The following is a 25,202-nucleotide window of genomic DNA, read 5'->3' on the forward strand; positions in this document are numbered from 1 at the left end:
GCAGATGCCCGAGAAGATCGACTACGACGCCAAGATCCCCAACAACGTCAACCTCTCGGAGGACCGGCGGCTGCAGCGCGCGCTGGAGGGCTGGCAGCCGAAGTTCATGCACTGGTGGGGCGAGATGGGGCCGACGCTGGAGACCCAGGGCGTCTACCTGCGCACCGCGGTCAGCGTCGGCCGCGAGGGCTGGGCGCACTTCGACCACGTCAACGTGCCCGACTACCGCTGGGGCATCTTCCTCGCCGAGCGCGACCCGGACCGGCGGATCGCCTTCGGCGAGCACAAGGGCGAGCCGGTCTGGCAGCAGGTGCCCGGCGAGTACCGCGCCGACCTGCAGCGGCTGATCGTCATCCAGGGCGACACCGAACCGGCGTCGGTCGAGCAGCAGAAACTCCTCGGGCTCACCGCGCCGAGCCTGTACGACCTGCGCAACCTCTTCCAGGTCAACGTCGAAGAAGGCCGTCACCTGTGGGCGATGGTGTACCTGCTGCACGCCTACTTCGGCCGCGAAGGCCGTGACGAGGCCGAAGAGCTGCTGCTGCGCAACTCCGGCAGCCCGGACGCGCCCCGCATCCTCGGCGCGTTCAACGAGGAGACCGCCGACTGGCTGGCGTTCTACATGTTCACCTACTTCACCGACCGCGACGGGAAGTACCAGCTCGGCACGCTCAAGGAAAGCTCTTTCGACCCGCTCTCGCGCACCTGCGAGTTCATGCTCAAAGAGGAGGCGCACCACATGATGGTCGGCACCACCGGCGTCGACCGCGTGGTGACCCGCAGTGCCGAGCTGATCCGCGAGCACGACACCTACGACATCGGCCCGCACGGCGGCATCCCGCTGGACGTCATCCAGAAGTACATCAACTTCCACTACACGGTGTCCCTGGATCTCTTCGGCAGCGAGACGTCGACGAACGCCGCGAACTACTACACCGCCGGGCTGAAGGGCCGCTGGCAGGAGACCCGCCGCAAGGACGACCACAAGCTCACCGAGGATGCCCGCACCGTCGAACGGCCCAACGGCGACGGCACGTGGACGACCGAGGAGATGCAGGCGATCCTGCTGCTCAACCTGGACCTGCGCAGCGAGTACATGGCCGACTGCCAGACCGGCGTCAACCGGTGGAACAAGATCCTCTCCGAAGCCGGCATCGACTACACGTTCCGGTTGCCGCACCCTGGCTTCAACCGCGAAGTGGGCATAAACTCCGGCCACCACGTCACTCCCGACGGCACCATCGTCGACGAGGCGACCTGGGAGGCCGGCAAACGCAAGTGGCTGCCCACGACCGAGGACCTCACGTTCGTCCGTTCGCTGATGCACCCGGTGTACGAGCGGGGGAAGATCGCGAGCTGGGTCGCGCCGCCGCGGCAGGGCATCAACGGGAAGCCCTTCGACTACGAGTACGTGTACCTCACGTAGGAGGACTGGTGCCGACAGCGTTCAACGCCGCGGAGTACCTGCTCTCGGCCGGGCATCCGGACGCGACCGCGGTCGTCTCGCCCCGCCGTTCGCTCACCTACGCCGAGCTGGCGGCCGAGTCCCGCCGGGTCGCCGGCGGCCTGGCCGAACTCGGCGTGCGGCCCGAAGAGCGCGTCATGTTCTGCATGGTCGACGACGTCGAGCTGCTCACCGGCATCCTCGGCGCGATGCTGGCCGGCGCGGTCGCCGTGCCGGTCTCGACCATGGTCACCGGGCTGGAGCTGGGTCAGGTGCTCGCCGACTCGCGGGCGCGCGTGCTGTGCGTGTCCGGCGAGTTCGCCGAGCAGGCGACGACCGCGCTCGGGCTCGCCCCCGAGGTCACCGACGTCGTGCTCGACCGCGCCGACGCGGCCGGGTTCACCGTCCGGACGCACGACTGGTCCTCTTTGGATGGATCTGTCCTCGGTGGACATACATGGGCGGATTCGCCCGCGTTGTGGCTGTACACGTCGGGGACGACGGGAAAGCCGAAGGGGGCGATGCACCGCCACGCGAGCATTCGCGCGGTCTGCGAGACGTACGCCCGTGACGTGCTGGCGGCGTCGGCCGCGGACCGGTTCCTGTCGGTGCCGAAGCTCTTCTTCGCCTACGGGCTGGGGAATTCCTGCTTCTTCCCGCTCGGCGCGGGCGGCACGACCCTGCTGGAGCCTTCGCGTCCGACGCCCGCGTTGTTCGCGCGGCGTGCTCGCGAAGAGCAGCCGTCGTTGTTCTTCGCCGTGCCGACGTTCTACGCCGCGTTGCTCGCCAGCGACGTCCCAGATGACTCGTTTTCCTCGGTGCGGTACGCGGTTTCGGCCGGCGAGCCGTTGCCCGCGTCGCTGTTCGAGCGGTTCCGCGCCCGGTTCGGGCTGGAGATCCTCGACGGCATCGGGTCCACCGAGGCCCTGCACATCTTCCTGTCGAACCGGCCCGGCCAGGTGCGGCCGGGCAGCACCGGCGTCCCGGTGTACGGGTACGACGTCCAGCTCCGCGACGAGGCGGGTGCGGTGATCGACGCCGCCGGGCAGCCGGGGGAGCTGTTCGTGGCCGGGCCGTCGACGGCGACCGGCTACTGGGCCCGGTACGACGCGACGAAACTGGTGTTCCAGGGCGAGTGGCTGCGGACCGGCGACAGTTACGTCCGCAACGAGGACGGCACCTACAGCTGCCTGGGCCGGTTCGGGGACATGCTGAAGGCGGGCGGGATCTGGGTGTCGCCGTCCGAAGTGGAGGAACGGCTGCGGCAGCACCCGGCGGTGGCGGAGGTCGCGGTCGTGGCCGCGCCGGACGCCGACGGGCTCGACAAGCCGGTGGCGTGCGTGGTGGCCGCGCCCGGCTTCGCGGTCGACCCGGCCGAGCTGATCGAGTTCTGCCGCGAGGGACTGGCGGCGTTCAAGCGCCCGCGTGGCGTGGTCGAGCTGGCCGAACTGCCGAAGACGGCGACCGGCAAGATCCGCCGGAACGTGATCCGCGAGCAGGTCCGCGACGTGCTGCGGGTGGTGGCCCCCCACCCATGATCGACGGCCGGTTCGTCGTCGACGCGCACGTCCACGCGCCGCGGCTGCCGACGCTCAAACCCGCGTGGCTGCAGTGGGCGCACGACTTCGCGGGGTCGTACCCGTGGCGTTCGGTGTACTCGGCCGACGGCGGGGTGATCCCCGCCGCGATGGACGAGCTGATGGAGTCCGAAGGCGTCGACCGGGTGCTGCTGTTCTGCGAATACAGCCCGCGGGCGACCGGAATCCAGCCGATCGAGGACAACCTGCCCCTGGTTTCTCACAATCCCACGCGGTTCCGGTTGGTGGCGAACGTCAATCCGTACGTGCACCATCCGGCGGCTTCGGAGGTCGCGCGGCAGCTGGACCTCGGTGCGGTGGCGCTGAAGATCCACCCGGTGCACGGCGCGTTTTCCCCGGCGGACAAGGAGCTTTACCCGGTCTACCAGCTGTGCCTCGAACGCGGGGTGCCGGTGATCCTCCATTCCGGAACGTCGAGCTTTCCCGGGTCCCGCACCAGTTTCGGCAACCCGGAGTTGCTGTCCGATGTGGTCGAAGACTTCCCGGCGTTGCAGTTCGTCTTCGCCCACGGCGGCCGCGGGTGGTGGTACGACGTGGCGGCGTTCCTGGCGCTGGCGCGAGACAACGTGTGGCTGGACCTCGCCGGGTTGCCGCCGAAGAAGCTGCCGGAGTACTACCAGCGGTTCGACTTCGCGCGGCTGGCCGGGAAGTTCGTCTTCGGGACCGACTGGCCCGGGGTCCCTTCGGTGGCGGGGAACGTCCGGGCCCTGACCGGGCTGGGGCTGCCGGAAGACGTGCTGAGCGGGGTGCTGTCGGGGAACGCGATCAAGCTGATGCCGTCACTCGCGTAACCTGGCGTGCATGGGGGGCCGTGTTCTGCTGCTGGTGGTCACGTTCGTGCTTTTCTTCGCGGGCGGCGCCGCACCGGTCCGCCCGCACACGCCTGCCGAGTTCCTGAACCGGACGATCGCCTTGATCCGGGCGCGGTCCATCGATTCCGCGCAGGTCGACTGGCCGCGCGTCGAAGCGCGGGCGGCCTACCTCGCGCGGGGCGCACAGGCCGATGTCGGGACGCTGACGGCCCTGCAGTACGTGATCAGCGAGTTGCACGATCCGCACACGATGCTGCTCTACCCGGGACAGGGAGTGGCGCCGGACGCGTCGGTGATCAAGGTACCTTCGACACGGGTCGACGGCGGGATCGCGACCCTCGAACTTCCCGGCCTGATCGGCGACGAAGCCGGAGAACGCCGCTACCTCGATGCCGGCTTCGCCGCGCTCGGGAGGGTGCCGGCGCCGTGCGGCTGGATCGTCGACCTGCGGGAGAACATCGGCGGCACCATGTTCCCGATGCTGACGGTGCTCGCGCCGCTGCTCGGCGACGGCCCGGCCGGTTCGTTCGTGATGTGGGACGGCGAGCGATGGCCCTGGGAAATCCACGACGGGCAGTTCTGGGTCGACGGCCGAAACATGTCCTCGCGGCCCAACCCCGTCCGGCTGCCGCGGCGGCCGATCGCGGTGCTGACATCCGGCTACACCGCGAGTTCCGGCGAAGCGTCGCTGATCGCGCTACGCGGGCTCGCACCGTCGTTCGGTAGTCCCACCGCCGGTTTCGCCACCGGGAACGACGTCATCGACCTCGGCGGTGGCACGCGGTTGCTGTTGACCGATGCCCGTGACGTCGACCGGACCGGGCGGGTCTACGGCAACACGCCGATCCCACCGGACCACCCGGCCGCGGACGCCGAGACCGCAGCGAAGGAATGGCTGCGCACGCGGGGGTGCCGATAGCCGGCGGCACCCCCGCGCCCCCAGAGGGTCAGCTCATGATCTCGTGCAGGCAGAGCACGTTGCCTTCGGAGTCGTTGAACCACGCCGCCCGCTCGTTGCCCAGCTGGGCGATGTGGTCGACCGTCTTCAGGCCCTCCATCTCGAAGTCCTGGAACCGCACGCCGCGGTCCTCCAGGGCTCTGACTTCGGCGGGCAGGTCGCCGACTTCGAAGCTCAGGGCCGTGTTCTCGCTCTGCGTGCCCTCCGGCATCGGGCGGAGGCCGATCGCGCCGCCGGCCGCCGCGAAGTACAGGGTTCCGTCTTCGCCCTGGCCCGTCTGCTTCAGGCCGAGGGCGTCCGCGTAGAAGTGGCCGGCGCGTTCGCTGTCGGTCACCGGGAGCATCGTCGTGATGGTCGATTCGGTCAGCATGCTCTCATGGTGCGCCGCCACTGGCACCGCTGTGACCTCGGGTTTTTCAACGCTCGGCGTTGAACGCGCGGAGTGTCCGCATGGCTTCGGCCAGTGCCACCGCGTCGTCACCCAGCGGAGTCAGGACGATGCGGCGCAGGATGTCGGCCGCCGCCGCGCGGGCCTTGTTCGCCACCTCGAGGCCGTGGTCGGTCAGGGACGCGAACGTGACGCGGCGGTCGTCCGGGCTCGGGACGCGGCAGATCAGGTCCGCCGCCACCAGACGATCCGCGACCTTCGTGAAGCCGCCGCTGGACAGCGCCGCTTCCGTGGCGAGGCGCGTCATCGGCATCCGGTGCTCGGGCGAGCGCACCAGCCGCAGCAGGATGTCGAACGACGCGGGCGCCAGCCCGAAGCGGTCGGCGATCTCGCCCATCAGCTTGTCCTGGGTGGCCAGATAGCCCTCGATGACCAGGCCCCACCAGGTGACGATCTCGTCGTCGTCCGTGCTGCGTTGATGCGCGCTCGGCGGAGAAGAGTGCCTCGCGCTGGGATCGGGTGTCACAGGCCGACTTTATCTTGCCGGCGAGAGATCTGCCCCCGTTTGTACGGAGCGTATATCGGCCGTCCCTACGATCGGCCGATGACTAACGAGGCACTCCAGCGTGCTACCCGATTACTGGACGGGGTCATCCTCGCCGACGGGCACAACGACCTGCCGTGGGAGCTGCGGCAGCACGGTGGCCCGAACCCCGTCGAGGCGGCCGCGTCGCTCGACCTGACCGTCCGGCAGCCCGCGCTGCACACCGACTTCCCGAAGCTCGCCGACGGCAAGCTCGGCATGCAGTTCTGGTCGGTCTACGTGCCCTGCGAGTTCGAGGGCGACAGCGCCGTGACCGCCGTGCTCGAGCAGATCGAGGTCGTCCACCAGCTCGCCGAGCGCTACCCCGACCGGCTCCGGCTCGTGACCACCGCGGACGAGGCCGAGGCCGCGTTCGCCGACGGGCGGATCGCGTCGCTGATCGGCGCCGAAGGCGGGCACAGCATCGCCGAATCGCTCGGCGTCCTGCGGATCCTGCGCCGCGTCGGCGTCCGCTACATGACGCTCACGCACAACTTCAACACCACCTGGGCCGACTCGGGCACCGACGAACCGGCCCACGGCGGGCTCACCGAGTTCGGCCGCGAGGTCGTGCGCGAGATGAACAAGATCGGGATGATGGTCGACCTCTCGCACGTCGCGCCGTCGACGATGCGAGCGGCGATCGAGGTCAGCTCGGTGCCGGTGATCTTCAGCCACTCCTCCTGCACCGCGGTGAACGACCACCCGCGCAACATCCCCGACGACGTCCTGGCCAAGCTGCCCGGCAACGGCGGCGTCGCGATGATCACCTTCGTGCCGGCGTTCGTCTCGCCGAAGGTCGCCGCCTGGGACGAGCAGCTCAAGGCGGCCATGGCGGACGCCGGCCGGGACTACCGGGACCTCGCCCAGCGCGGGCAGTTCGTCAAGGAGTGGGACGGGCCGGTCAAGCCGAAGGCCGGCGTCGAGGACGTCGTCGCGCACATCGAGCACGCCCGCGAGGTCGCCGGGATCGACCACATCGGCCTCGGCGGCGACTACGACGGCGTCGGCTCGCTGCCGGAGGGGCTGGAGGACACCTCCAAGTACCCGGTGTTGTTCGCCGCGTTGCTCGAGCGCGGGTGGAGTGAGGACGACTGCGCGAAACTGGCCGGGAAGAACACCCTTCGCGTCCTCCGGGAGGTCGACGGTTTCGCCCGTTAGGGGGTTTGAGGCGGCGCTCCCCGTGCGCGGGACGGACACTGGGCACATGACGCACGCGCGCGGGGGCGCGGCCGACCGCCCCACCGGTCCGACGAACCACGACCTGCCCGAAGGTGCCCTGGAGCCCGCCGAGCTGCGCGCCGGCGACGTTCGCCCGGGCACGGAGGAGACGACGCCCGTCAAGCCGGCGGAGCCGCCCGCCAAGGGCCGCCCGACGCGGATCAGCGGCACGTGGGTCGCGGTGATCGCCGGCCTGCTTGTGCTGGTCGTGCTCCTGATCTTCATCCTGCAGAACCTCGACCCGGCGACCGTGCGGTTCTTCGGCGCCGAAGGCAGCCTGCCGCTGGCCATCGCCATGCTGTTCTCGGCGATCGGCGGAGCCACGCTGGTGGCGCTGATCGGCGGGGCCCGGATCCTGCAGCTGCGGAAGCAGGCGCGCCACCTCAAACGATGATCGAGGTCATCCCGAGCAGGACGGCGCAAACGTTTTCGTCGCCGGTCGTCCGGACGCGGTCGAGGTTCGCCGCGTTGCGGGTGCAGAGCCGCCAGAACGTGTCCAGGTCCGTCGTCACGGTAGCCAGCGGGGTGCGCGACGGCGGCGCCCCGCGGTCCAGGACCCAGCCGTCGCGCTCGCGGCGTGCGTACCACTTGCCCTGGCCCGTCACCGTGTAGCCGACCTGCTTGCCGACGCGCGCGTCGACGTCACGCAGGGTGTGCGGCAGCGCGCGCACGAACGTGTCGGCGATCGGCTCGGCGTACTCCGCCTCCAGCGGCGTGTGCTCCAGCGCCTCGCGGATCTGCACGTGGTGGACCCAGAACTCGGAGTAGTCGCGGGCCGCGTCCAGCCAGCGCGGCGCGGGCTCGGCGCCGGCCCAGCTCACCGGGATGCCGGGGGCGTCGAGGTCCAGCGACGCCCAGTGCTCGGTCGTCTGGCCCATGAACTCGTAGAGCATGGTGAGCAGGACGTCCGTCGAGAGCCGGCGGCAGGCGACGACCCACTCCTCGTTGATCCGGTCGATGAACCGGGGGAACGGCTCACCCGGCCGGGGGGCATCGGCGGAGTGGCCGTCGCGGCCGCGGGACAGCCGGCCGACCTTGTCGCCCAGCAGGTGGGCGGCGACGTCCTTGACCGTCCAGCCGGCGCACATCGTCGGCCGCGTCCAGTCCTCTTCGGTCAGCGCGCCGAGCAGCGTCATCAGGGCTTGTTCTTCTTTGGAGAAGTACGGGAGGACGTCGATCGGCGGGCCCCAGCGCGTCGGACTCATGTGGGCATCCAAACACCTCCATTCGGCCTACCCGCAGGTAGCATCATCGCGAAAGCAGAGGGGAGTTCCCGCGTGAACGCAGAGCGACCGAACGGCCGGGGTGCCGCCGACGACGTGGCCGACCTGGCCCGCCGCGCCGGTCAGCTGGCGGGCTGGGCCGCGCGCACGGGGTTCGCGCTCGGCCGCAAGCTCCCCGGCGTGGAGACCGCCGAACGCAGTGTGCGGGAGGTGGAGCGCCAGCTGCTGACCGAGCTGCGGCGCCGGCTCGACGAGGTCGACGACCCGTACCACGCGGCGCTCACCGCGGCGTCGGCGATGACCCGGCCCGCCGCCGTCGAGGCCACCGTCACGCTGGTGCCGGCGCGGGACAACCACGGCGAGCCGTTGCGCGCCGCGATGGCCGAGCTGCTCAACCACTCGATCGGCTTCGGCCGCGACCGGGCCCGCGAGTACTTCTACGCGATCATCCTGCGCCAGCTGACGCCGGACGAGGCCCGCATCCTGTCCGCGCTGTCCGACGGCTCGCCGTTCCCCGCCGTCGACGTCGTCGAGCGGACCGGCCTCGGCGGCAACGGCCGGGTCGTGCTGCGCAACGCGTCGACGGTCGGCAAGGCGGCCGGGGTGTCGCTGCCCGACCAGGTGCCCGGCTACGTCACGCGGCTGATCGGGCTCGGCCTCGTCGACCTCGACGAAGAGGTGCCGACGCTGGAGACGCAGTACGAGATCCTGCTGACCGACGAGACCGTCCGAGACGCCGAGAAGCACGTCAAGCGCGCGAAGTTCGTCCGGCGGACGATCCACATCTCGCGCCTGGGGGCGCAGTTCTGGCAGGCCTGCGACCCGAGCTTCGGTTAGCGGTGGGGGCCTTCCTGGGCGGCATCGTCGCCGACTTCGGGCAGCACTGGCCCCTCTACGTCTCGATCCCGGTCGTGGCCGCGCTGATCGGTTACGGCACCAAGCTCGTCGCGATCCGGATGATGTTCCAGCCGGTGGAGTTCATCGGCGTCAAGCCGTTCTTCGGCTGGCAGGGCATCGTGCCCAAGCGCGCCGCCCGGATGGCGAGCATCGCCTGCGACACGATGACCGAGCAGCTGATCGAGCCGGCGGAGGTCGTCGCGCGGCTCGATGCGTCCCGGATCGCCCAGGAGATCGAGAAACCGCTGCTGGCGGGGGTCGAGGACATCGTCCGCGACGTGGCGGCGGCCTACCAGCCGGGGCTGTGGGAGTCGCTGCCGGTGCGGGTGCAGCGGCTGGTGATCGAGCGCGTCCAGCACGAGTCGCCGCGGATGGTCGCCGCCGTGCTCGACCTGATCAAGTCCGATGTGGACAGTGTGTTCGACCTGAAGGGCATGGTGGTCACCAGCCTGGTCAAGGACAAGCGGCTGCTCAACCGGATCTTCCAGGAGGCGGGCGCGAAGGAGTTCAAGTTCATCGCCCGCTCCGGCCTGGTGTTCGGCGGCGCGATCGGCGTCATCCAGATGGTGGCGTGGGTGCTGTTCAAGTTTCCGCCGATCATGCCGGTGTTCGGCCTGTTCACCGGCTGGTTCACCGACTGGCTGGCGCTGCGGATGATCTTCTACCCGATCGAGCCGCGCAGGTACTTCGGCGTGCAGTGGCAAGGCCTGTTCCTGAAGCGGCGCGCGGAGGTCGCGGAGGCGTACGGCTCGCTGATCGCCAAGGAGATCATCACCCCGCACAACGTCATCGAGGCGATCCTCAACGGACCGCTGTCGGACCGGGTGCTGGCGCTGATCCAGCGCCAGCTCGACCGCGAACTGGGCAGCGTCGCGAAGCCGTTGCTGGTGTTCGCGGTGGGCGGCAGGAAGTACCAGGACATGAAGCTGGCGATTTCGTCGCAGATCATGTCGCGGCTGCCGGACACGATGCGCTACATCGAGGACTACGCGACGGACGCGATGGACATCCGGAACGTCCTGGTGTCGAAGATGAAGCAGCTGTCGCCCAAGGAGTTCGAGAGGTTGCTGCGGCCGGCCTTCGAGCAGGACGAGTGGATCCTCATCGCGACGGGCGCGGTGCTGGGCTTCGCGGTCGGTGAGGCGCAGGTCCTGATCCTGGAGCACCTGGCGGCTTAAGCGACGTCGAACGCCCGCCGTGCCTCGGCGACCTTCGCCCGGTGCTTGGCCGCCCATGCCGACAACGCGTGCAGCGGTTCGTCCAGCTCCATCGCGTGCGGCGTCATCGTGTACTCGACCCGCGGCGGGACCTCCGGGTAGACCGTCCGCGTCACCAGCCCGTTGCGTTCCAGGCCGCGCAGCGTCAGCGACAGCATCCGCCGGGAGACGCCGTCGAGCGCGCGCTCCAGTTCGCTGAACCGCCGGGGTGTTTCGTCGCTTCGGGCCGATAAACTGGACTGGGGAAGCCCCCTGGGAGCGGTGGGGGCCGCCCGGCGGCCAGGCTGCGGCTGGAGTCCCCGTGGCCCGGCCGAGGCGATGTTCCGCGCCGGGCTCTTCGAACGTCCCGACGAGTTCCCGGCGAAGCTCGGCTACTCCGCGTCCGGGATCGTCGAAGCGCTCGGCGACGGGGTCACCGGCTTCGCGGTCGGCGACGCGGTCAGCACGGTCGCTACGGCGTCTACGGCGAGGCGGCGATCGTGCCCGCGTCGGCTGTGCTCCGGCGGCCCGAAGGGCTCGGTGCCGCCGAAGCCGTGGCGTTGTGGGGACCGTTCGTCACCGCGTACGGCGCTCTCGTCGACGAAGGACACGTGCGGCCCGGAGACTTCGTGCTGATCACGGCCGCGTCGAGCAGTGTCGGGCTGGCCACGATCGACGTCGCCAACCACATCGGTGCCATCCCGATCGCCGCCACCCGCACGGCCGCCAAGAAGCAGCGGCTCCTCGACGCGGGTGCCGCGCACGTGATCGTCACCGACGACGAGGACATCGCCGAGCGCACCCTGGAAATCACCGGCAACAAGGGCGCCCAGTTCGTTTTCGACGCCGTCGCCGGCGAAGGGCGGGACGCTCGTCGTCTACGGCGCGCTCGACACCAAGGAAACGCCGTTCCCGCTGTGGTTCGTGCCGACCATGCGGCTGTTCAACGCGTTCGACCTGACCCTGGACGCCGGCCGCCTCGCCCGCGCGGAGCACTTCGTCCGCGCCGGTGTCCGAGCCGGGACGTCCGGCCGCGGGTGGACCGGACGTTCGACCTCACCGCCATCGCCGACGCGCACCGCTACCTCGAGGCCAACGGCCAGTTCGGCAAGGTGGTGGTCACCGTGGGAGGCTGAGCGGGCGAGCAAGTCCACCCGAACGGCCGTACACCCGGACGTATCCCCGCGCTCACCTTTCGCCTCTACTGTCCGTCAGGACGACTAGCGGCAGGGGTGCCCCATGGCCGAAACAGAACCGTGGCAGCAGGAGATCCGCCTGGCCGTGACCATGGTCGGCGGCGCCAGCCTGGCCATCTGGATGGGCGGCGTCGCCACCGAGACGTCTCAGTTGCTGCGGGAGTCGCGGGGCGACGCCGGACCCGGCCTCTACCGGAAGCTCCTCGACCTGCTGCGCGCGAGTGTCTCCGTCGACGTCCTCACCGGGACCAGCGCCGGCGGGATCAACGCCGCCTGCCTGGGGCTGGCGGAGGCGTTCGGGTCCACGCCGCAGGTGCTGCGGGACACCTGGATCACCACCGGCTCGCTCGAAAACCTGATCCGCGATGCCCGCGAAGACCAGCCGCGGTCGGTGCTCGACGGGGACCGCGTCCTGCTCGGTGACGTGGAGAAGGCCCTGCGGGACATCACCGGCAAGGGCACGCCGCCCGCCGAGGAACCCGACATCACCGTGCTGCTCACCGGCACGATGATCGACGGCGAGACCACCCGGTTCGACGACGCGCTCGGGAACCTGGTGCGCGACACCGAACACCGGATGCTCTTCCGGTTCTGTGGTCCACTGTGGACGAACGGGGTGGAGGGACCGCTCGCGCTGGCGGCCCGCTCCACCGCGTCGTTCCCCGGCGCGTTCGAGCTGTCCCGGATGCCGATTGGCACCGACGGCTGCGACCGGCTGCACCCCGACATGACGCCGTACACCGAGCTGACCCGCTCGCACTGGCTGACCGACGGCGGCGTGCTGCTGAACAAGCCGCTGCGGCCCGCGCTGCGCGAGATCTTCGAACGCCCGTCGAACGCCGACGTCCGGCGGCTGCTGCTCTACGTCGTGCCGACCGGTGAGGGCGAGACCGACGCCGTCGACTGCGACGCGGCGAACCCGCCGCTGCTGTCGAACGCGATGGCCAAGGTCGTCAACACCGTGATGAGCCAGTCGATCAGCGCCGAGCTGGACGACCTCACCCGGCACAACGACGCCGTGCTCCGCGCCCGGGACACGCGGGTCTCGCTGGCCGCGCTCGGGCTGCGCGGCGGCCCCGAGCACTTGGTCGACGACCGGATCGTCGCCGCCTACCTCGAGCGGCGGACCGCCGAGGACGCCGCCGAGCTGGTCCGGGTCGCCGCTCGCCGGTACGCGCTGTCCGAACCCGGCACCCCCTGGGCGTCTGGGATGTCGCGGCAGCTGAGGGACATCGCGGTGGCGGGGCTCAAAGGCGACATCCCCGGCACGCCGCCGGCCAAGAGCGTGACGGTCGCCGACTTGGCCGCCTACCGGACGACCGCGCTCGACGACGCCGTCGCGACCGGCCTGCAGCTGGTGAACGCCGGGTTCCGGCTCATGGTGGACGCCACGCGGGCGCGGGAACTCAACGACGCCCGCGAAAAGCTTCACGAGGCGCGCCGGATCGCCGGCCGCGGTGTCCGGTTGGGACAGTGGGTCACCGCGCACGCGGGGCCCGGCGGCAGCTCGCTGGAGGCGTGGATCAAGCAACTCGCCGGGGAGTGGGTCGAACCGGAAAAGACCGCCGACGTCGCCAAGGCGTGGCCGCTGGTGGTCGAGGCGCTGCGGGCCGCGGCACTGGCGTTGCGGGCGCTGGCCGAAGCCGCGCCCGAGGAGTCGGGAGCCGTCACGACCCTGCTGGACTGGCTGACGCTGGCACCGGACGCCGGGTCCGACGACGTCGTCCAGGCCCGGTTGCTCACCCTGCACGTGGCGACGCGCGGGCTGCTCGCCCAGCCGCCGTCGGTCGACCAGCGGGTCGACCTCGTGCAGGTCAGCGCCGATTCCCGGACGCTGCTGGACATGACGCGGCGCCGGTCGTGGGACAAGCTGACCGGGATGCAGGCGAGCTACTTCGGCGCTTTCTACAAGGCGTCGTGGCGGGCCAACGACTGGATGTGGGGCCGCGTCGACGGCGCCGGGTGGCTGGTGCAGTGCCTGCTGGACCCGAAACGGCTGCAGACATTGCAGAAGATCATCGGGCGGGACCGGTTCCGCGACGAGCTCGTCGCGGCGTTCGGCCCCTGGCGCAAACCGGACGAGCGGGACCGGTGCACCCCGGACGAGATGGTCGCGCTGCGTGATCAGCTGAACGACGAACTGGCGTTCCTCGGCCTCGACGCCGACCTCAAGCCGGTCGGCTTCGGGACCGACCGGCCGCTCAGCATGCCGGTGACGGCCATGGTGCTGGCCCGCGCGCGGCAGGCCGAGATCGCCGCGGAGGAACTGCCGGTCGTCACGCTCGCGGCGCGCTACGACGCCGCCGACCGCCGTGGCATCGAGGACGCGCTGAAGGAAGACCTGCCCCGGGCCGACGTCGGGACCGCGCAGGCCCAGTTCCAGGCCTGCCGCGTCTCGGCGGAGAAGCTCGCCGGCGAGCAGGGCACCGCGCGGCTGACCCGGACGTTGGTCGCGCTCGGCGCCGCGACGGTCAACGCCGGGATGGTCGCGTTCCGGCTGCCCGGCGGCTGGCCGCGGACCGTCGCCGGAATGCTGCGGACCGTCGCCAGGAGCACGGCGAAGGTCTCCCAGGGTGCGTCCCGGCTCGGTACGGCGGGCTCGCTCGCGGCCGGCGTGCTGGCGCTGCTGGCCGGGCTGGTGCTCGGCAGCAACGGCGGCGCGGTGCTGCAGTGGGTCGGCCTGCCGGTGCTCGCGGGCGCGGTCGTCTACCTGGCGACGGCCCTGCTCACGACGGGACAGCTCGCGCGGAAGCTGTTCGCCGTGCTCGGGCTGGTGGTCGTCGCGGCGCTGCTGTCCGCGGCGTTCCTGCCGCCGCTGGCCCAGCCGTTCTTCGGCTGGCTCGGCAGCGTGGTGGCGGGCTGGCGGCGCGGCGAAGGCGCCGTGTGGTGGCTCGTCGTCTCCGGACTGCTGATCCTGCCCGCGATGGTGATGCCGGTGAGCGGAATCTGGCGCCGGACAAGGCATCGCCGGAGTGCTTGATCCGGCCCGTCGCCTTGCGATCAGTCCGGTTTGGGTTCATCGTGCGAAGAGGGCACGCACCGTGAGTGCGCGACCCAGGCGCGCGTGTGCCCACGCACCGTCCATTTCAAACATGTTTGTGGGACTGCTCACCGGGTACCCGGCGTCGCCGCAGGTCATTGCGGGGGTCGTGAGCTGCGTCGCTGGCGGGTGGAAAATTCTCTGTTACGTTTCCTGAGTATGTCCGTAACGCACTTGATCGAATCCCCGACCAAGGCGGACGGCGCGGAGCTGTGGCGAATCGCGCGTGATTCCGCCAAGCTCGATCTCAACTCGCCGTACGCATACATGCTGTGGTGCCGCGATTTCGCCGAGTCGTCGGTGGTCGCGCGTGAGGACGGCAAGGCGGTCGGTTTCGTCATCGCCTACCGCAGGCCGGACGAGCCCGAGGCAGCGCTCGTCTGGCAGGTCGCGGTCGACCGTTCGCAGCGCGGAAAAGGCCTGGCCGGGGCCCTGCTCGACGCGCTGTACACGCGTCTGGTCGGCGAAGGGGTGCGTTACCTCGAGACCACCATCACCCCGGACAACGAGGCGTCCATCCGGCTGTTCACGTCGTTCGCGAAGCGCTGGAACGCCGCGATGGAAACCAGTGTGCTGTTCGACGGCGAGGATTTCCCCGAAGCCGGGCACCTGCCCGAAGAGCTTTACCGTATCGGTCCGCTGGCCGCGCATCCGGGCGTTTAGGAGAGAAAGAAACACATGAGCATCTTCGAAGAGCTCGAATCCGAAGTACGCAGCTACAGCCGCGGCTGGCCGGTCGTGTTCGACCGCGCGCAGGGCAGCCACCTGTACGACGAGAGCGGAAAGCCCTATCTGGACTTCTTCGCCGGGGCCGGCGCGCTCAACTACGGGCACAACAACCCGCGGCTGAAGCAGGCCCTGATCGACTACATCCAGCGCGACGGCGTCACCCACGCGCTCGACATGTTCACCGTGGCCAAGCGCGACTTCCTGCAGACCTTCCGCGACAAGATCCTCGACCCGCGCGGGCTGGGCTACAAGGTCGTCTTCCCCGGGCCGGGCGGCGCGAACGCCGTCGAGGCCGCGCTGAAGCTGGCGCGCAAGGTGACCGGCCGCGAGTCGGTCATCAACTTCACCAACGCCTTCCACGGCATGACGCTGGGCGCGTTGTCGGTCACCGGCAACTCGATGAAGCGCGGCGGCGCCGGTGTCCCGCTGGTGCACGCCACCCCGATGCCGTACGACAAGTACTTCGACGGCGCGATGCCGGACTTCCTCTACTTCGAGAAGCTCCTCGAGGACTCGGGCAGCGGGCTCAACGAGCCGGCCGCCGTGATCGTCGAAGGCGTGCAGGGCGAAGGCGGCATCAACGCCGCGCGCCTGGAGTGGCTGAAGGGCCTCGACGACCTCTGCAAGCGCCACAACATCCTGCTGATCCTCGACGACGTCCAGATGGGCTGCGGCCGCACCGGGCCGTTCTTCTCCTTCGAGGACGCCGGGATCACGCCGGACATCGTCTGCCTGTCGAAGTCCATCGGCGGCTACGGCATCCCGATGGCGCTGACGCTGATCAAGCCGGAGCTCGACGTCTGGGAACCGGGGGAGCACAACGGCACCTTCCGCGGCATCAGCCCGGCGTTCGTCACCGCCAAGGAGGCGATCGACGCCTACTGGAGCGACGACGAGCTCGAGAAGTCGACCAAGGCGAAGGGCGAGCGCATCGCCGCCGCGTTCTCCGGCATCGTCGAGGCCTACCCGGAGGCGAACCTGCTCGCCAAGGGACGTGGCCTCGCGCGCGGCATCGAGTTCCAGAGCGGCGACCTGGCCGGCCGGGTCTGCGCCGAGGCGTTCGCGCGCGGCCTGCTGATGGAGACCTCGGGTCCCGACGGCGAAGTCATGAAGCTGCTGCCGCCGCTGACCCTGACCGACGACGAACTGACGCAGGGCCTGTCGATCATCGACGAGTCCATCAAGGCCGTCCTGACGAAGTAAGGAGTTCCGACGTGCTCGTCCGCACGCTCGACGAGATCACCGACACCGACGCCGACATCAAGACGGAGAACTGGCGCAGCAAGCGGATCATCCTCGCCAAGGAGGGCGTCGGCTTCTCGGTGCACGAGACCACGCTGTACGCGGGGACGGTCAACGACTTCTGGTACGCCAACCACATCGAGGCGGTGTTCATCACCTCCGGCGAGGGAGAGATCGAGGACCTGGCCACCGGCAAGGTGTACGAGCTCAAGCCCGGCACGCTCTACCTGCTCAACGACCACGACAAGCACCAGGTCCGGCCGAAGACCGAGATCAAGTGCGTGTGCGTGTTCAACCCCCCGGTGACCGGCCGCGAGGTCCACGACGAGAACGGCGTGTACCCGCTCATCACCGAGGAATCGTAAGAACCGGAGAGGCAAACAGGAGGCGAAGCCCGTGACGCTGACGGACACCCGGGTCGACGACGGTTACCCGACCCGGATCACCGGTACGCCGGCGCATCTGCCGCGCGTGCACCCCACGGTGTGGGGTACCGAAGCCGACGGCCCGATCGACGCCGCCACGCTGGCGAACCACGAAACCAAGGGCTACACCGTGGTCGAGGACATGCTCTCCGTCGGGGAGGTCCAGACGTACTGGCAGGAGCTGGTGCGGCTGTCCTCGGACAAGGAGCTGGCGCAGGACGAGCGCGTGATCACCGAGGCGAAGACCGGTGAGGTCCGGTCCATCTTCGACGTCCACGAGATTTCGGACCTGATCGCCGAGCTGGTGCGCGACCCGCGCGTGCTGGACCGGGCCCGGCAGCTGCTCGGCTCCGAGGTGTACATCCACCAGAGCCGCGTCAACTACATGCCCGGGTTCAAGGGCACCGGGTTCTACTGGCACTCGGACTTCGAAACCTGGCACGCGGAGGACGGCATGCCATCGCCGCGGGCGGTCAGCTGCTCCATCGCGCTGACGGACAACTACCCGTTCAACGGCGGTCTGATGATCATGCCGGGCTCGCACCGGACGTTTGTCCAGTGCGCCGGCGAGACGCCGGACGACAACTACAAGAGCTCGCTCAAGGACCAGCGGGTCGGCGTGCCGAGCGAGGACGACATCACGAAGATGGCGGCCGAGTACGGCATCGACCAGTTCACCGGCCAGGCCGGCTCGGCGCTGTGGTTCGACTCGAACATCATGCACGGCTCGGGGAACAACATCACCCCGTACCCGCGCTCGAACATCTTCCTGGTGTTCAACAGCGTGGAGAACGCCCTGCAGGAGCCGTTCGCGGCGAGCACCCCGCGGCCGGCCTTCATCGCCGGACGCGATTCGACGCCGATCTCGCGCTGAACCGAAAAGGGCATTCGGGACACGACCTGACCCGGCGGTGACTGATCCGGTGCGCTTTGTTACCGTGTCGCCACCGTGCGGGCGTGTGGTCCGCGCAACACGTCTTCGCGGACGACCGGCGGTGCTTCGCTCGGGGTGAGCCCACCCGCCCGGTAGCCCTCGGCGGCGGACGGGCGGACCGCGCCCCCAGGCGGCCCGGCCGAAGTTACTGTGCTGGTCCGGGGCTTCGCCCCGGGCCGGGGGCTCCGCCACCCGGAACCCCCGAAAGCACAACATGACCCCTTACCACCGGATCGGGACCGGTGGTAAGGGGTCATGTCGTTTCCGCCCTTGTGGTCCGCTTCCTCGCTGCGGAATTCGCAGGACCACCAAAACACCTGGTACCGGCGCTGCCCGGCAATCGGTGGCCACGGTAAGTTGGCGGTTCCGGCGAGACCTGGGGAGGTGGGCGCGAGCATGGCCCGAACCCGGCTCCAGCTGCTCGGCCCGGTCCAGCTGTTCGACGGCGACGAACCCGTCCCGATCGGCGGTCCCGGCGTCCGCGGCCTGCTCGCGCTGCTGGCGCTCAAGCCGGGCAAGGTCGTCGGGCTCGACGACATCATCGACGCGCTGTGGGGTCACAACCCGCCGGCGACCGCCCGGACCATCGTCCACGGCAACGTCTCACACCTGCGGCGGATCCTGCGCGACATCGACGGCCCCGGCATCCTGACCACCCCGCCGGGGTACCGGTTGGACGCCGAGCCGGAATGGGTCGACGTCCACCGGGCGCGCTCGCTGCTCGACCGCGCCGCGGTGGCCACCCCGGAGGTCGCGGCCGCGCTGCTGGCCGAAGCGCTCGCCCTGTGGCAGGGCCCCGCGCTGGGCGGGGTGCCCGACTCCCTGGAGGCCCCCGAGCTGGAGGACCTCCGCCTGGCCGTGCACGGCGCCCGCGTCGACGCCGACCTCGAACTCGGCAGGCACGCGGAGCTGATCGTCGAGCTCAGCCCGATCGTCCGGGCCGATCCGCTGGCCGAGCGCACCGCGGGGCAGCTGATGCGGGCGCTGTACCACGCGGGCCGCCGCGGCGACGCGCTCGAGCTGTACCGGACCGTCTCGCGCGCCACCCTCCGCACGCTGGGTGTCGAGCCCGGTGCCGAGCTGCGCTGGCTGCACGAGCGGGTCCTCAACGACGACCTGCCGCAGCTTTCACGGGAAAGCTCCCACCTGGGGGCCGAGCTTTCACGTGAAAGCTCGGTCGCCGAGGCGATCTCGCAGCTGCCTGCGGCGGTGCCCAACCTGGCCGGCCGCGGTGACGAGCTGGCCTGGCTCGACGGCCTGGTCACCCGGGCCGAGGCCGGGCAGACCACGATCGCCGTGGTCAGCGGCACCGCCGGCGTCGGCAAGAGCACGCTGGTCGTGTGGTGGGCGCACCGGGTCGCGCACCGCTTCCCGGACGGCGTCCTGTTCGCCTCCCTGCGCGGGTTCGACCCGCACCACCCGCCGCTGGAGCCGGCCGAGCTGCTCACGCAGTTCCTGCTCGGCCTCGGCGTCGAGACCGCGCGGATCCCGGAACTGCTGCACGAGCGCGTCGCGCTCTACCGGTCGCTGATCGCCGGGCGGCGGATGCTGGTGCTGCTCGACGACGCCCGCACCGCCGAACAGGTGCGCCCGCTGCTGCCGCCGAGCGCGCGGACGATGACGGTCGTGACCAGCCGCTCCCGCCTCGACGGGCTGGCCGTGTCGAACGCGGCCAGGCAGCGCGTGCTGGGCACGCTCCCACCCGACGACGCCGTGGCGCTCATCGAGGAGCTCGCCGGCCCGGCGAGCCTCAACCACGCCCTCGCGCGGCTCTGCGGCTACCTCCCGCTGGCGCTGCGGATCGCCGGTGCGCGGCTCTCGGCGAGCGCCCAGCGCACCGCGGAAGAGCTGGTCGACGAGCTCGGCAACGAGCGCACCCGGCTGGCGGGACTGCAGGTCGAGGGCGCCGAGGACGGCGTGCGCGCGGCGTTCGACGTCTCCTTCCGCGGCCTGCCCGGCGAAATCGCCGAGACGTTCCTGCGGCTGGGCGCGGTGCCCGGAGTGATGGTCGGGCCGCACCTGATGGCCGCGGTCGCGCAGATCCCGGTGGCCGAGGCCCGCCGCCGGCTGCGCGCGCTGGCCGCCCACAACCTTCTCGACGAGACCGCCCGGGACGTCTTCGTGCCGCACGACCTCGTCTCGGTCTACCTGCGCGAGCTCGCGGAACAGGAGCTCGGCGACAAGGAGCGCGACGAAGCACTCGGCTGGACGATCCGCTACTACCAGGCGGTGGCCGACCGGGCGCGGCGCCGGCTGGGCCGCGTCACCGACCCGCTCGACTTCACGGGTGTGCTCGGCGACGACGCGATGCCGCCGCTCACCGGCTTCGCCGAGGCGCACGACTGGTTCGCGGCCGAGTGGCCCAACCTCCTCGCGGTCCTCGACGCCGCGGACGCCGTGGGCCGCCACGACGATGTCTGGCGGCTGGCCCGGCTCGGGCACACCTACCGCGTCGCCTGCCCGCTGCTGGACGAATGGACGCGGATGGCCGACCTCGGCGTCGCCGCCGCCGAAGCCGCGGACGACGTCGCCGGGCAGTGCTGGCTGCGGCTCGCGCGGTGCGAGATCGCGCTGACCTTCGAGCTGCCGGGCTTCGGCCTCGCCGACGCCGAGCGGGCGGCGGAGCTGGCCGCCGGGCTCGCCGACGAACGGCTCGCCGCCTCGGCCGACCTGCACCTCGGGCGTGCGCTGAGCCGGCTCGGTGAGCACGACAAGGCCATCGAGCGACTGGCCAAAGCCGTCGAAGAAGCCCCCGACGTCACGCTGCGCGGGCAGGCGCTCAGCAGCTGCGCCCAGGCGGAGAAGCGCGCCGGACGGCTCTCGGACGCGATCGCCCACCAGCTCGACGGCCTGCGCGCGGACCGCGAGCTCGGCGACGACGGCCAGGTCGTCGCCTCGCTGGACAAGCTGGCCGAGCTCTGCCTGCGGGCGGGCGACCACGCGGCGGCCGAGCGGTACGTCTGGGAGGCGATCGACCTGGCGATCAGCCGGGAGTTCGTCGCGCGGGAGGGTGCGCTGCGGCTGACCCTGGGCCGCGTGCTGCGGGCCAAAGGCGACATCGACGGCGCACGCGAACAACTCGCGATGTCGGTGCGCATTTACGAGCGGGCGCACCCGAAGCTCGTCGGTGAGGTGCGCGCCGAACTCGCCGAACTGCGGTGAAGGTTTCCGAACTTTCGAGCTGCGACAACTCGGTGTCGGCCGTTCGGATTTATGGAGACAATTTCGGTTGCGAATGGGTCACGACCCTGTCGAACCGCTCAATCCTTAGTGGATTCTTAGTGGGCGCGGGCGGCGTCCGCGTAGGTTCGGCGGTGCCGGCAGAGCCCTAGGGGAGGGGCAGGCGGAGACGCCGGCGCCGGGCCCCGCGCGGGAAACCGCGGCGGGGCCGGGAGTCGCCAGGAGCGGCTCGTGGCGGCCCGGCCGGCCGACTTGGGGGTAGGCCGGCCGGTCGCCAGGCGACCCGCCACCGAACTGTCGCGGAACTCAGCCGACGTTGGCGGTGCAGAGCGCGATCGTCGTTCCGCTGTTTTCCGCGACCTTCTTGCCGTCGACGAGAATCGCGCAGCTGATTACGTTGTTCACGTTCGAATTGCGGGTGTCCGCGGTGAGCGTCAGCAGGTACGAGCCGTTGTTGTAGGACGCCTGGCCTTCCCAGGGGTCGGTGCTCGCGGGCGCGTTTTCCGTGCGCTGGTCGCTGAGGCTCCCGTACCGGACGGTCGCGCCGCCGGCCGAGGTGACCTGGAACACCACGGAGTGCTTGTCGCCGGCCACCGCGGGCAGGTGCAGCCCGCTCTCGCCGCCGCCGATGAAGGTCAAGTACAGCAGTGTCCCGGCCGTCGTGAGCAGCGCGGCGGCCGTGACGACGGTGGCGGTGATCGCCAGCCCGCGGTCGCCCGCGGTGCCCTTCTTGACCTGGGTCAGTCCGACGATCGCCAGGACGAGCCCGATCCCGCCCAGTGGCCACGCGACGAACTCGACGTCCGGGACGAAGGTGACAACGATGGCGGCCACGCCGAGCAGCAGGCCGAGGATGGCAAGGACGTTCCGCCGAGGCCGCGCGTTGGCCTGACGACGCTCCGTGGCCGTCACCGGGGGCGCGGGTCTGCTGCCGTGGCGCGCGGTGGTCGGCGGGTACTGCGGGTCGGTCATCATGCGGGCCCCTTCGGGTGGGAGTGCGACGACGTTAACCCATAAGTGTGGCCCAGAACGAAATTGTTACATTCTGGAAAAAGTCATTGTCCCACCATTTTGCGTCAGGTATCGGTATTTCCTGACAACGCGCGCAGGGTGTGGCCCGGTGATCAATGGGGCGAATATCGGAAGTCCCACTGTTCAGTGCGGCCTTTCGCGACCTCGCAGCGGGTATCGTAAATACCGTACGGGCATCCCGGCACCACCGTGAGGCCTACGACGACCGTAGGTACCGGTGTTCAAGACGAAAGTCGCATACCGGACTTCTCAGTCGAAAAGACTGACTTCCGGAGTGATTTCGAGAAGCTCGAAGACGGGCCGCCCGCGGCGGCCATCGATCGTCGTCGTGCGCACGACGCGTAGCCGGGCGGTCACCGGACGGTCGAGGTTCTCCTTGATCTGGTCGAGCAGGTCCGGCGCCACCGCGCCCTGGATCGTCCCGCCCGACTCGCGGTCGAGGTAGAAGATGCGCCGCCGGGTGCGGACGCCGTCGAGCCGCCCGCGCACGGTCTCGTAGCCGACCTCTTCGCGGGATTCGCGGAGGCTGCCCTGCAGGATCCGCGCCTGCTCGGTGGTCATGCTGCGGGTGACCTGCTCGCCCGCGGTCGGGGTCAGCGCCATCCCGATCCCGGCGTTCTTCGCGACGGCGTTGACGATGTCGCTCACCGCGTTGCGGACGGTGTCGCGCTGGAGCAGCACGGCGTCGAGCGCGCCGTCGTCCGAGCCGTTCGCCGGCAGGAAGTCGCACAGCTCCTTGACCGCGCGCTCGGACAGCGTCTCGATGCCGTCGACGATCAGCGCGTCGTCGGTGGACGGCTCCGGGAAGCCGAAGAAGATCGCGTTGCCCGCCTGGCCGCGCTGGATCAGCGGCGCCTTGTCCCGGTCGGTCTGCTGGACCTGGGTGACCTCGCCGGACGGGTTGCGGATGATGTGCCCGATCTTCGCGGTCGCGTCCTGCAGCGCGCGGCTGATGTCGGAGAAGGTGTAGGCGTCGATGGTCTGCTCGCCGATCACCGAGACGTGCAGCAGCGGCGAGCGCGACGTCCGCTCGAACTTGGCGTTGGCCGCCATCGCCGACGCGCGCGCCAGGTCGTCGAGCCACGTGCCGCCGGGGATCTCGTCGGCGATGCGCCGGAACTCGTTCCTCACCAGATCATCTCCGGGTAGCCCCTGCCGCCTTCGGCCCAGACCTCGGCCCACACGTCTTCGTCGCCGGGGCGGCACAGGAAGCCGTCCAGCATGCCGCCGACCGGCTGCACCTGGTCGAGGTACATCGCCGGCTGCCCGACGATCACGCCGCGCAGCGTGAGCAGGCCGTAGAGCGCCGACCGGCCGGCGTCGTCGAGCCGCTTGAGCGCACCCCACTCGTCCGGGATGAGGACGACGTCGAGGCCACGGGGCGGGTGGGCGGTCCGGGTGATGAGCTCGCCGCCGATCCAGGCCCGGCCGGACGGGATGATCCGCCGGGCCACGCCGAGGTAGCTGTTGAGCGCGCTGAACAGGATCTCGCGCTCGTTCTGGTGCGGGGCGTCGAACACCAGGCGTTCGTAGACGTCGGCGAGGTCTCCGGCGTGCCGGCCCGGCGGCAGGACCTGCTGCGACGTCCAATGGGGGAGCGCCACACACCCCTCCTCAGCCCTCGCTCACAGTGCGTAGCCGAACTTACCAGGATGGGTGTCAGCCACCGCGCCCAGGCTGCTGCGGCCACTGCGGGTCGGCCTCCGGCCAGGCCGGCTCCTCCTCGGTGGGCCAGTCCTCGGCTTCCACACCGCGCTGCGGCGGCAGCGGAAGCCGTCCTTCACGGTGGCCCGCGGGCTCCGGGACGTCGACGTCCGGGCCGGGTTCCGGGGGCGGGTGCTGCGCCCAGGCGGCGGGGATGAACTGGGTCTGCTCGGCCGCCGACGGCTCCGGCACCGGCTCGTACCGCGGCTCGGGCTCGGGTTCGGGCCGGGGGCGTCGCGTGGTGCGCAGAAGGAGCCACGACGTGAGCGCGCCGAGGACGAAGGCGAGGATCAGCCACAGCCAGATCTGCCCGAACAGCCACATCATCCGTTCATCACCCCTCAAACGACCGTGATCTCGACGCGCTTGTCACCGGTGTCGCTCAACCCTCGGTAGGTCACGCGCGTGGCCGTCAGTCCGTTGGCCGTGAGGACCCGTGCGACGGCCCGGGCGAGCTTGAGAGCGGTGCTCGCCCCACCTTCGCGCCGGGAGACGTGGCAGGTGACGCGGTACCGGAAGTCCGCCGGAGCCTTGGCGAGCGCGACGGCGACGTCACGGGCGGCCTGTTCGCCTTCGGGCGTGAGCCGGGTGGTGCCGGGCGCGAAGCTGATGGGCGTCTCGGCGAGTATCCGGTCGATCTCGGCCTGAACCCCGGCCTTGTCGGTGGGCGGCGGCGCGGTGGTACTGGTGGTCGGCGGCGGCGGGCTGCTCGTCGGTGGGTTGCTCGTGGTGGGTGGCGCGCTGGGAGCTACCGGGACGACATCGCCATCGAACCGGGCGGCTCGCACACCGTCGAGACCCTGGACGACGTCGAGCGCGCGAAGGGCCTCCCAGGGCGGGAAGCCGCTGAGGGTGGCATCCCGCCCGTCGAAGCTGACGTTGCCGGTGGGCATCCCGGCGGCGACCAGCGCGGCCCTTGCCCGGTCGGTGAGGTTCCGCTGGATGGCCCCGGCCTGAACCCAGGTCACGACTCCCGCGAGCAGTGCTGTGACCAGCACCGCGATCGGGACCACGAGGATCCAGCGCCGACCACCGGACATAAAGGGACTGTAAGCCGGGTGTGGCGGGATGGCGACCTGAATCCGGGTGGTCATCCACAAGTTGTCCCCAGGTGAGTCGACTTGTGGACAACTCCGGCCGTTGTGAGCGGTTGGGCACTTTCTGTCAGAGGGGGTCGATAGAATGGACTTGGGGACGCCCCCCTGGGAGCGGTGGGGGCCGCCGTTCGGGGGTGGGGCTCCGGCAAAGTCGCGCCCGGACTCCGGGCACGCAGGTCCGCCCGCCGCCCGAGTCCCCGGTCCGCCTTCCTTGACCGCTGCGACGCTGGTCGCCGAGGCCTGCCGCGCTGCCGAAGGTCGCGAATGAGTCATTGGGGACCTCGCACGTCCCGAATGAGTCAT

23 protein-coding genes and 1 pseudogene are annotated in these 25,202 nt (G+C 70.3%); 15 read left to right on the forward strand and 9 right to left on the reverse strand.

Annotated elements, in window-relative coordinates; genetic code table 11:
* Positions 1 to 4 precede the first annotated feature (4 nt).
* Genes boxB through AB0G28_RS23185 form a run of 4 tightly spaced genes read left to right on the forward strand, consistent with a single transcriptional unit; the run spans position 5 to position 4,773 of the window.
* The gene (gene boxB, locus AB0G28_RS23170; protein WP_361092351.1) at positions 5 to 1,426 is read left to right on the forward strand and encodes a benzoyl-CoA 2,3-epoxidase subunit BoxB; all 1,422 of its coding nucleotides are present in this window, start codon (positions 5 to 7) and stop codon (positions 1,424 to 1,426) included.
* Positions 1,427 to 1,434: 8 nt separating this feature from the next.
* Positions 1,435 to 2,982 (forward strand): benzoate-CoA ligase family protein, encoded by a 1,548-nt coding sequence (locus tag AB0G28_RS23175; RefSeq protein ID WP_361092354.1) that lies wholly within the window; start codon positions 1,435 to 1,437, stop codon positions 2,980 to 2,982.
* Positions 2,979 to 3,833: an amidohydrolase family protein gene (locus AB0G28_RS23180; RefSeq protein ID WP_361092357.1), complete on the forward strand. Its 855-nt coding sequence runs from the start codon at positions 2,979 to 2,981 to the stop codon at positions 3,831 to 3,833. Before AB0G28_RS23175 ends, AB0G28_RS23180 begins: the two co-directional genes overlap by 4 nt.
* Before the next feature lie 10 nt (positions 3,834 to 3,843).
* Complete coding sequence (locus AB0G28_RS23185) at positions 3,844 to 4,773, forward strand: S41 family peptidase (protein ID WP_361092360.1); 930 nt, start codon at positions 3,844 to 3,846, stop codon at positions 4,771 to 4,773.
* A gap of 28 nt (positions 4,774 to 4,801) precedes the next feature.
* On the opposite strand, the gene AB0G28_RS23190 is transcribed toward AB0G28_RS23185, so the two are convergent.
* Together AB0G28_RS23190 and AB0G28_RS23195 are read right to left on the reverse strand one after the other, a co-directional pair.
* Positions 4,802 to 5,182, reverse strand: a complete 381-nt coding sequence (locus AB0G28_RS23190) for a VOC family protein (RefSeq protein ID WP_361092362.1) — start codon at positions 5,180 to 5,182, stop codon at positions 4,802 to 4,804.
* 46 nt (positions 5,183 to 5,228) lie between these two features.
* On the reverse strand, positions 5,229 to 5,726 hold the full coding sequence (locus tag AB0G28_RS23195; protein ID WP_361092365.1) for a MarR family transcriptional regulator: 498 nt from the start codon (positions 5,724 to 5,726) through the stop codon (positions 5,229 to 5,231).
* A gap of 78 nt (positions 5,727 to 5,804) precedes the next feature.
* Here AB0G28_RS23195 and AB0G28_RS23200 point away from each other — a divergent pair, with 78 nt between their 5' ends.
* Positions 5,805 to 6,944, forward strand: coding sequence for a dipeptidase (locus tag AB0G28_RS23200; protein WP_361092368.1), 1,140 nt, complete (start codon positions 5,805 to 5,807; stop codon positions 6,942 to 6,944).
* 46 nt (positions 6,945 to 6,990) lie between these two features.
* A complete protein-coding gene (locus AB0G28_RS23205; protein ID WP_361092371.1) occupies positions 6,991 to 7,398 on the forward strand; it encodes a lipopolysaccharide assembly protein LapA domain-containing protein in 408 nt (135 codons plus the stop codon).
* Here AB0G28_RS23205 and AB0G28_RS23210 read toward each other — a convergent pair.
* Positions 7,388 to 8,209, reverse strand: coding sequence for a maleylpyruvate isomerase family mycothiol-dependent enzyme (locus AB0G28_RS23210; protein WP_361092374.1), 822 nt, complete (start codon positions 8,207 to 8,209; stop codon positions 7,388 to 7,390). The genes AB0G28_RS23205 and AB0G28_RS23210 overlap by 11 nt on opposite strands.
* Positions 8,210 to 8,281: 72 nt before the next feature.
* Here AB0G28_RS23210 and AB0G28_RS23215 point away from each other — a divergent pair, with 72 nt between their 5' ends.
* A complete protein-coding gene (locus tag AB0G28_RS23215) occupies positions 8,282 to 9,064 on the forward strand; it encodes an Abi-alpha family protein (protein ID WP_361092377.1) in 783 nt (260 codons plus the stop codon).
* Positions 9,065 to 9,066: 2 nt separating this feature from the next.
* Positions 9,067 to 10,302, forward strand: a complete 1,236-nt coding sequence (locus AB0G28_RS23220) for a DUF445 domain-containing protein (protein WP_361092380.1) — start codon at positions 9,067 to 9,069, stop codon at positions 10,300 to 10,302.
* On the opposite strand, the pseudogene AB0G28_RS23225 reads toward AB0G28_RS23220, so the two are convergent.
* A pseudogene (locus AB0G28_RS23225) lies at positions 10,299 to 10,550 on the reverse strand (helix-turn-helix domain-containing protein); the annotation flags it as partial. The gene AB0G28_RS23220 and the pseudogene AB0G28_RS23225 overlap by 4 nt on opposite strands.
* A 270-nt stretch (positions 10,551 to 10,820) precedes the next feature.
* Between AB0G28_RS23225 and AB0G28_RS23230 the strand changes: the two are divergent.
* The 7 genes from AB0G28_RS23230 (at position 10,821) to AB0G28_RS23260 (ending at position 21,048) form a co-directional block, all read left to right on the forward strand.
* A complete protein-coding gene (locus AB0G28_RS23230; RefSeq protein ID WP_361092383.1) occupies positions 10,821 to 11,456 on the forward strand; it encodes a zinc-binding dehydrogenase in 636 nt (211 codons plus the stop codon).
* Positions 11,457 to 11,559: 103 nt separating this feature from the next.
* A complete protein-coding gene (locus AB0G28_RS23235) occupies positions 11,560 to 14,496 on the forward strand; it encodes a patatin-like protein (RefSeq protein ID WP_361092386.1) in 2,937 nt (978 codons plus the stop codon).
* Positions 14,497 to 14,715: 219 nt separating this feature from the next.
* Complete coding sequence (ectA, locus tag AB0G28_RS23240) at positions 14,716 to 15,219, forward strand: diaminobutyrate acetyltransferase (protein WP_361092430.1); 504 nt, start codon at positions 14,716 to 14,718, stop codon at positions 15,217 to 15,219.
* A 15-nt stretch (positions 15,220 to 15,234) separates the two neighbouring features.
* The gene (gene ectB, locus AB0G28_RS23245) at positions 15,235 to 16,488 is read left to right on the forward strand and encodes a diaminobutyrate--2-oxoglutarate transaminase (protein ID WP_361092389.1); all 1,254 of its coding nucleotides are present in this window, start codon (positions 15,235 to 15,237) and stop codon (positions 16,486 to 16,488) included.
* 11 nt (positions 16,489 to 16,499) lie between these two features.
* Positions 16,500 to 16,892 carry an ectoine synthase gene (locus AB0G28_RS23250; protein WP_091318623.1) on the forward strand — a complete coding sequence of 131 codons (393 nt, stop codon included), beginning with the start codon at positions 16,500 to 16,502 and terminating at the stop codon, positions 16,890 to 16,892.
* Between the two features lie 31 nt (positions 16,893 to 16,923).
* Positions 16,924 to 17,826: an ectoine hydroxylase gene (gene thpD / locus AB0G28_RS23255; protein WP_361092393.1), complete on the forward strand. Its 903-nt coding sequence runs from the start codon at positions 16,924 to 16,926 to the stop codon at positions 17,824 to 17,826.
* Between the two features lie 456 nt (positions 17,827 to 18,282).
* Positions 18,283 to 21,048 carry a BTAD domain-containing putative transcriptional regulator gene (locus tag AB0G28_RS23260; protein WP_361092396.1) on the forward strand — a complete coding sequence of 922 codons (2,766 nt, stop codon included), beginning with the start codon at positions 18,283 to 18,285 and terminating at the stop codon, positions 21,046 to 21,048.
* A 324-nt stretch (positions 21,049 to 21,372) separates the two neighbouring features.
* Here AB0G28_RS23260 and AB0G28_RS23265 read toward each other — a convergent pair whose 3' ends face one another.
* The 5 genes from AB0G28_RS23265 to AB0G28_RS23285 all read right to left on the reverse strand — a co-directional run bounded on the left by AB0G28_RS23265 (position 21,373) and on the right by AB0G28_RS23285 (position 24,896).
* On the reverse strand, positions 21,373 to 22,038 hold the full coding sequence (locus AB0G28_RS23265; protein ID WP_361092399.1) for a DUF4190 domain-containing protein: 666 nt from the start codon (positions 22,036 to 22,038) through the stop codon (positions 21,373 to 21,375).
* A 309-nt stretch (positions 22,039 to 22,347) separates the two neighbouring features.
* Positions 22,348 to 23,229, reverse strand: coding sequence for a hypothetical protein (locus AB0G28_RS23270; RefSeq protein WP_361092402.1), 882 nt, complete (start codon positions 23,227 to 23,229; stop codon positions 22,348 to 22,350).
* The gene (locus AB0G28_RS23275) at positions 23,226 to 23,702 is read right to left on the reverse strand and encodes a hypothetical protein (protein ID WP_091318616.1); all 477 of its coding nucleotides are present in this window, start codon (positions 23,700 to 23,702) and stop codon (positions 23,226 to 23,228) included. The genes AB0G28_RS23270 and AB0G28_RS23275 overlap by 4 nt, the downstream gene beginning before the upstream one ends.
* 55 nt (positions 23,703 to 23,757) lie before the next feature.
* Positions 23,758 to 24,129, reverse strand: coding sequence for a hypothetical protein (locus tag AB0G28_RS23280; protein ID WP_361092406.1), 372 nt, complete (start codon positions 24,127 to 24,129; stop codon positions 23,758 to 23,760).
* 14 nt (positions 24,130 to 24,143) lie between these two features.
* Positions 24,144 to 24,896, reverse strand: a complete 753-nt coding sequence (locus tag AB0G28_RS23285) for an OmpA family protein (protein ID WP_361092409.1) — start codon at positions 24,894 to 24,896, stop codon at positions 24,144 to 24,146.
* Positions 24,897 to 25,202 lie beyond the last annotated feature (306 nt).

Origin of the sequence: Amycolatopsis sp. NPDC021455, assembly GCF_040640995.1 — a bacterium.
Taxonomy (GTDB): domain Bacteria; phylum Actinomycetota; class Actinomycetes; order Mycobacteriales; family Pseudonocardiaceae; genus Amycolatopsis.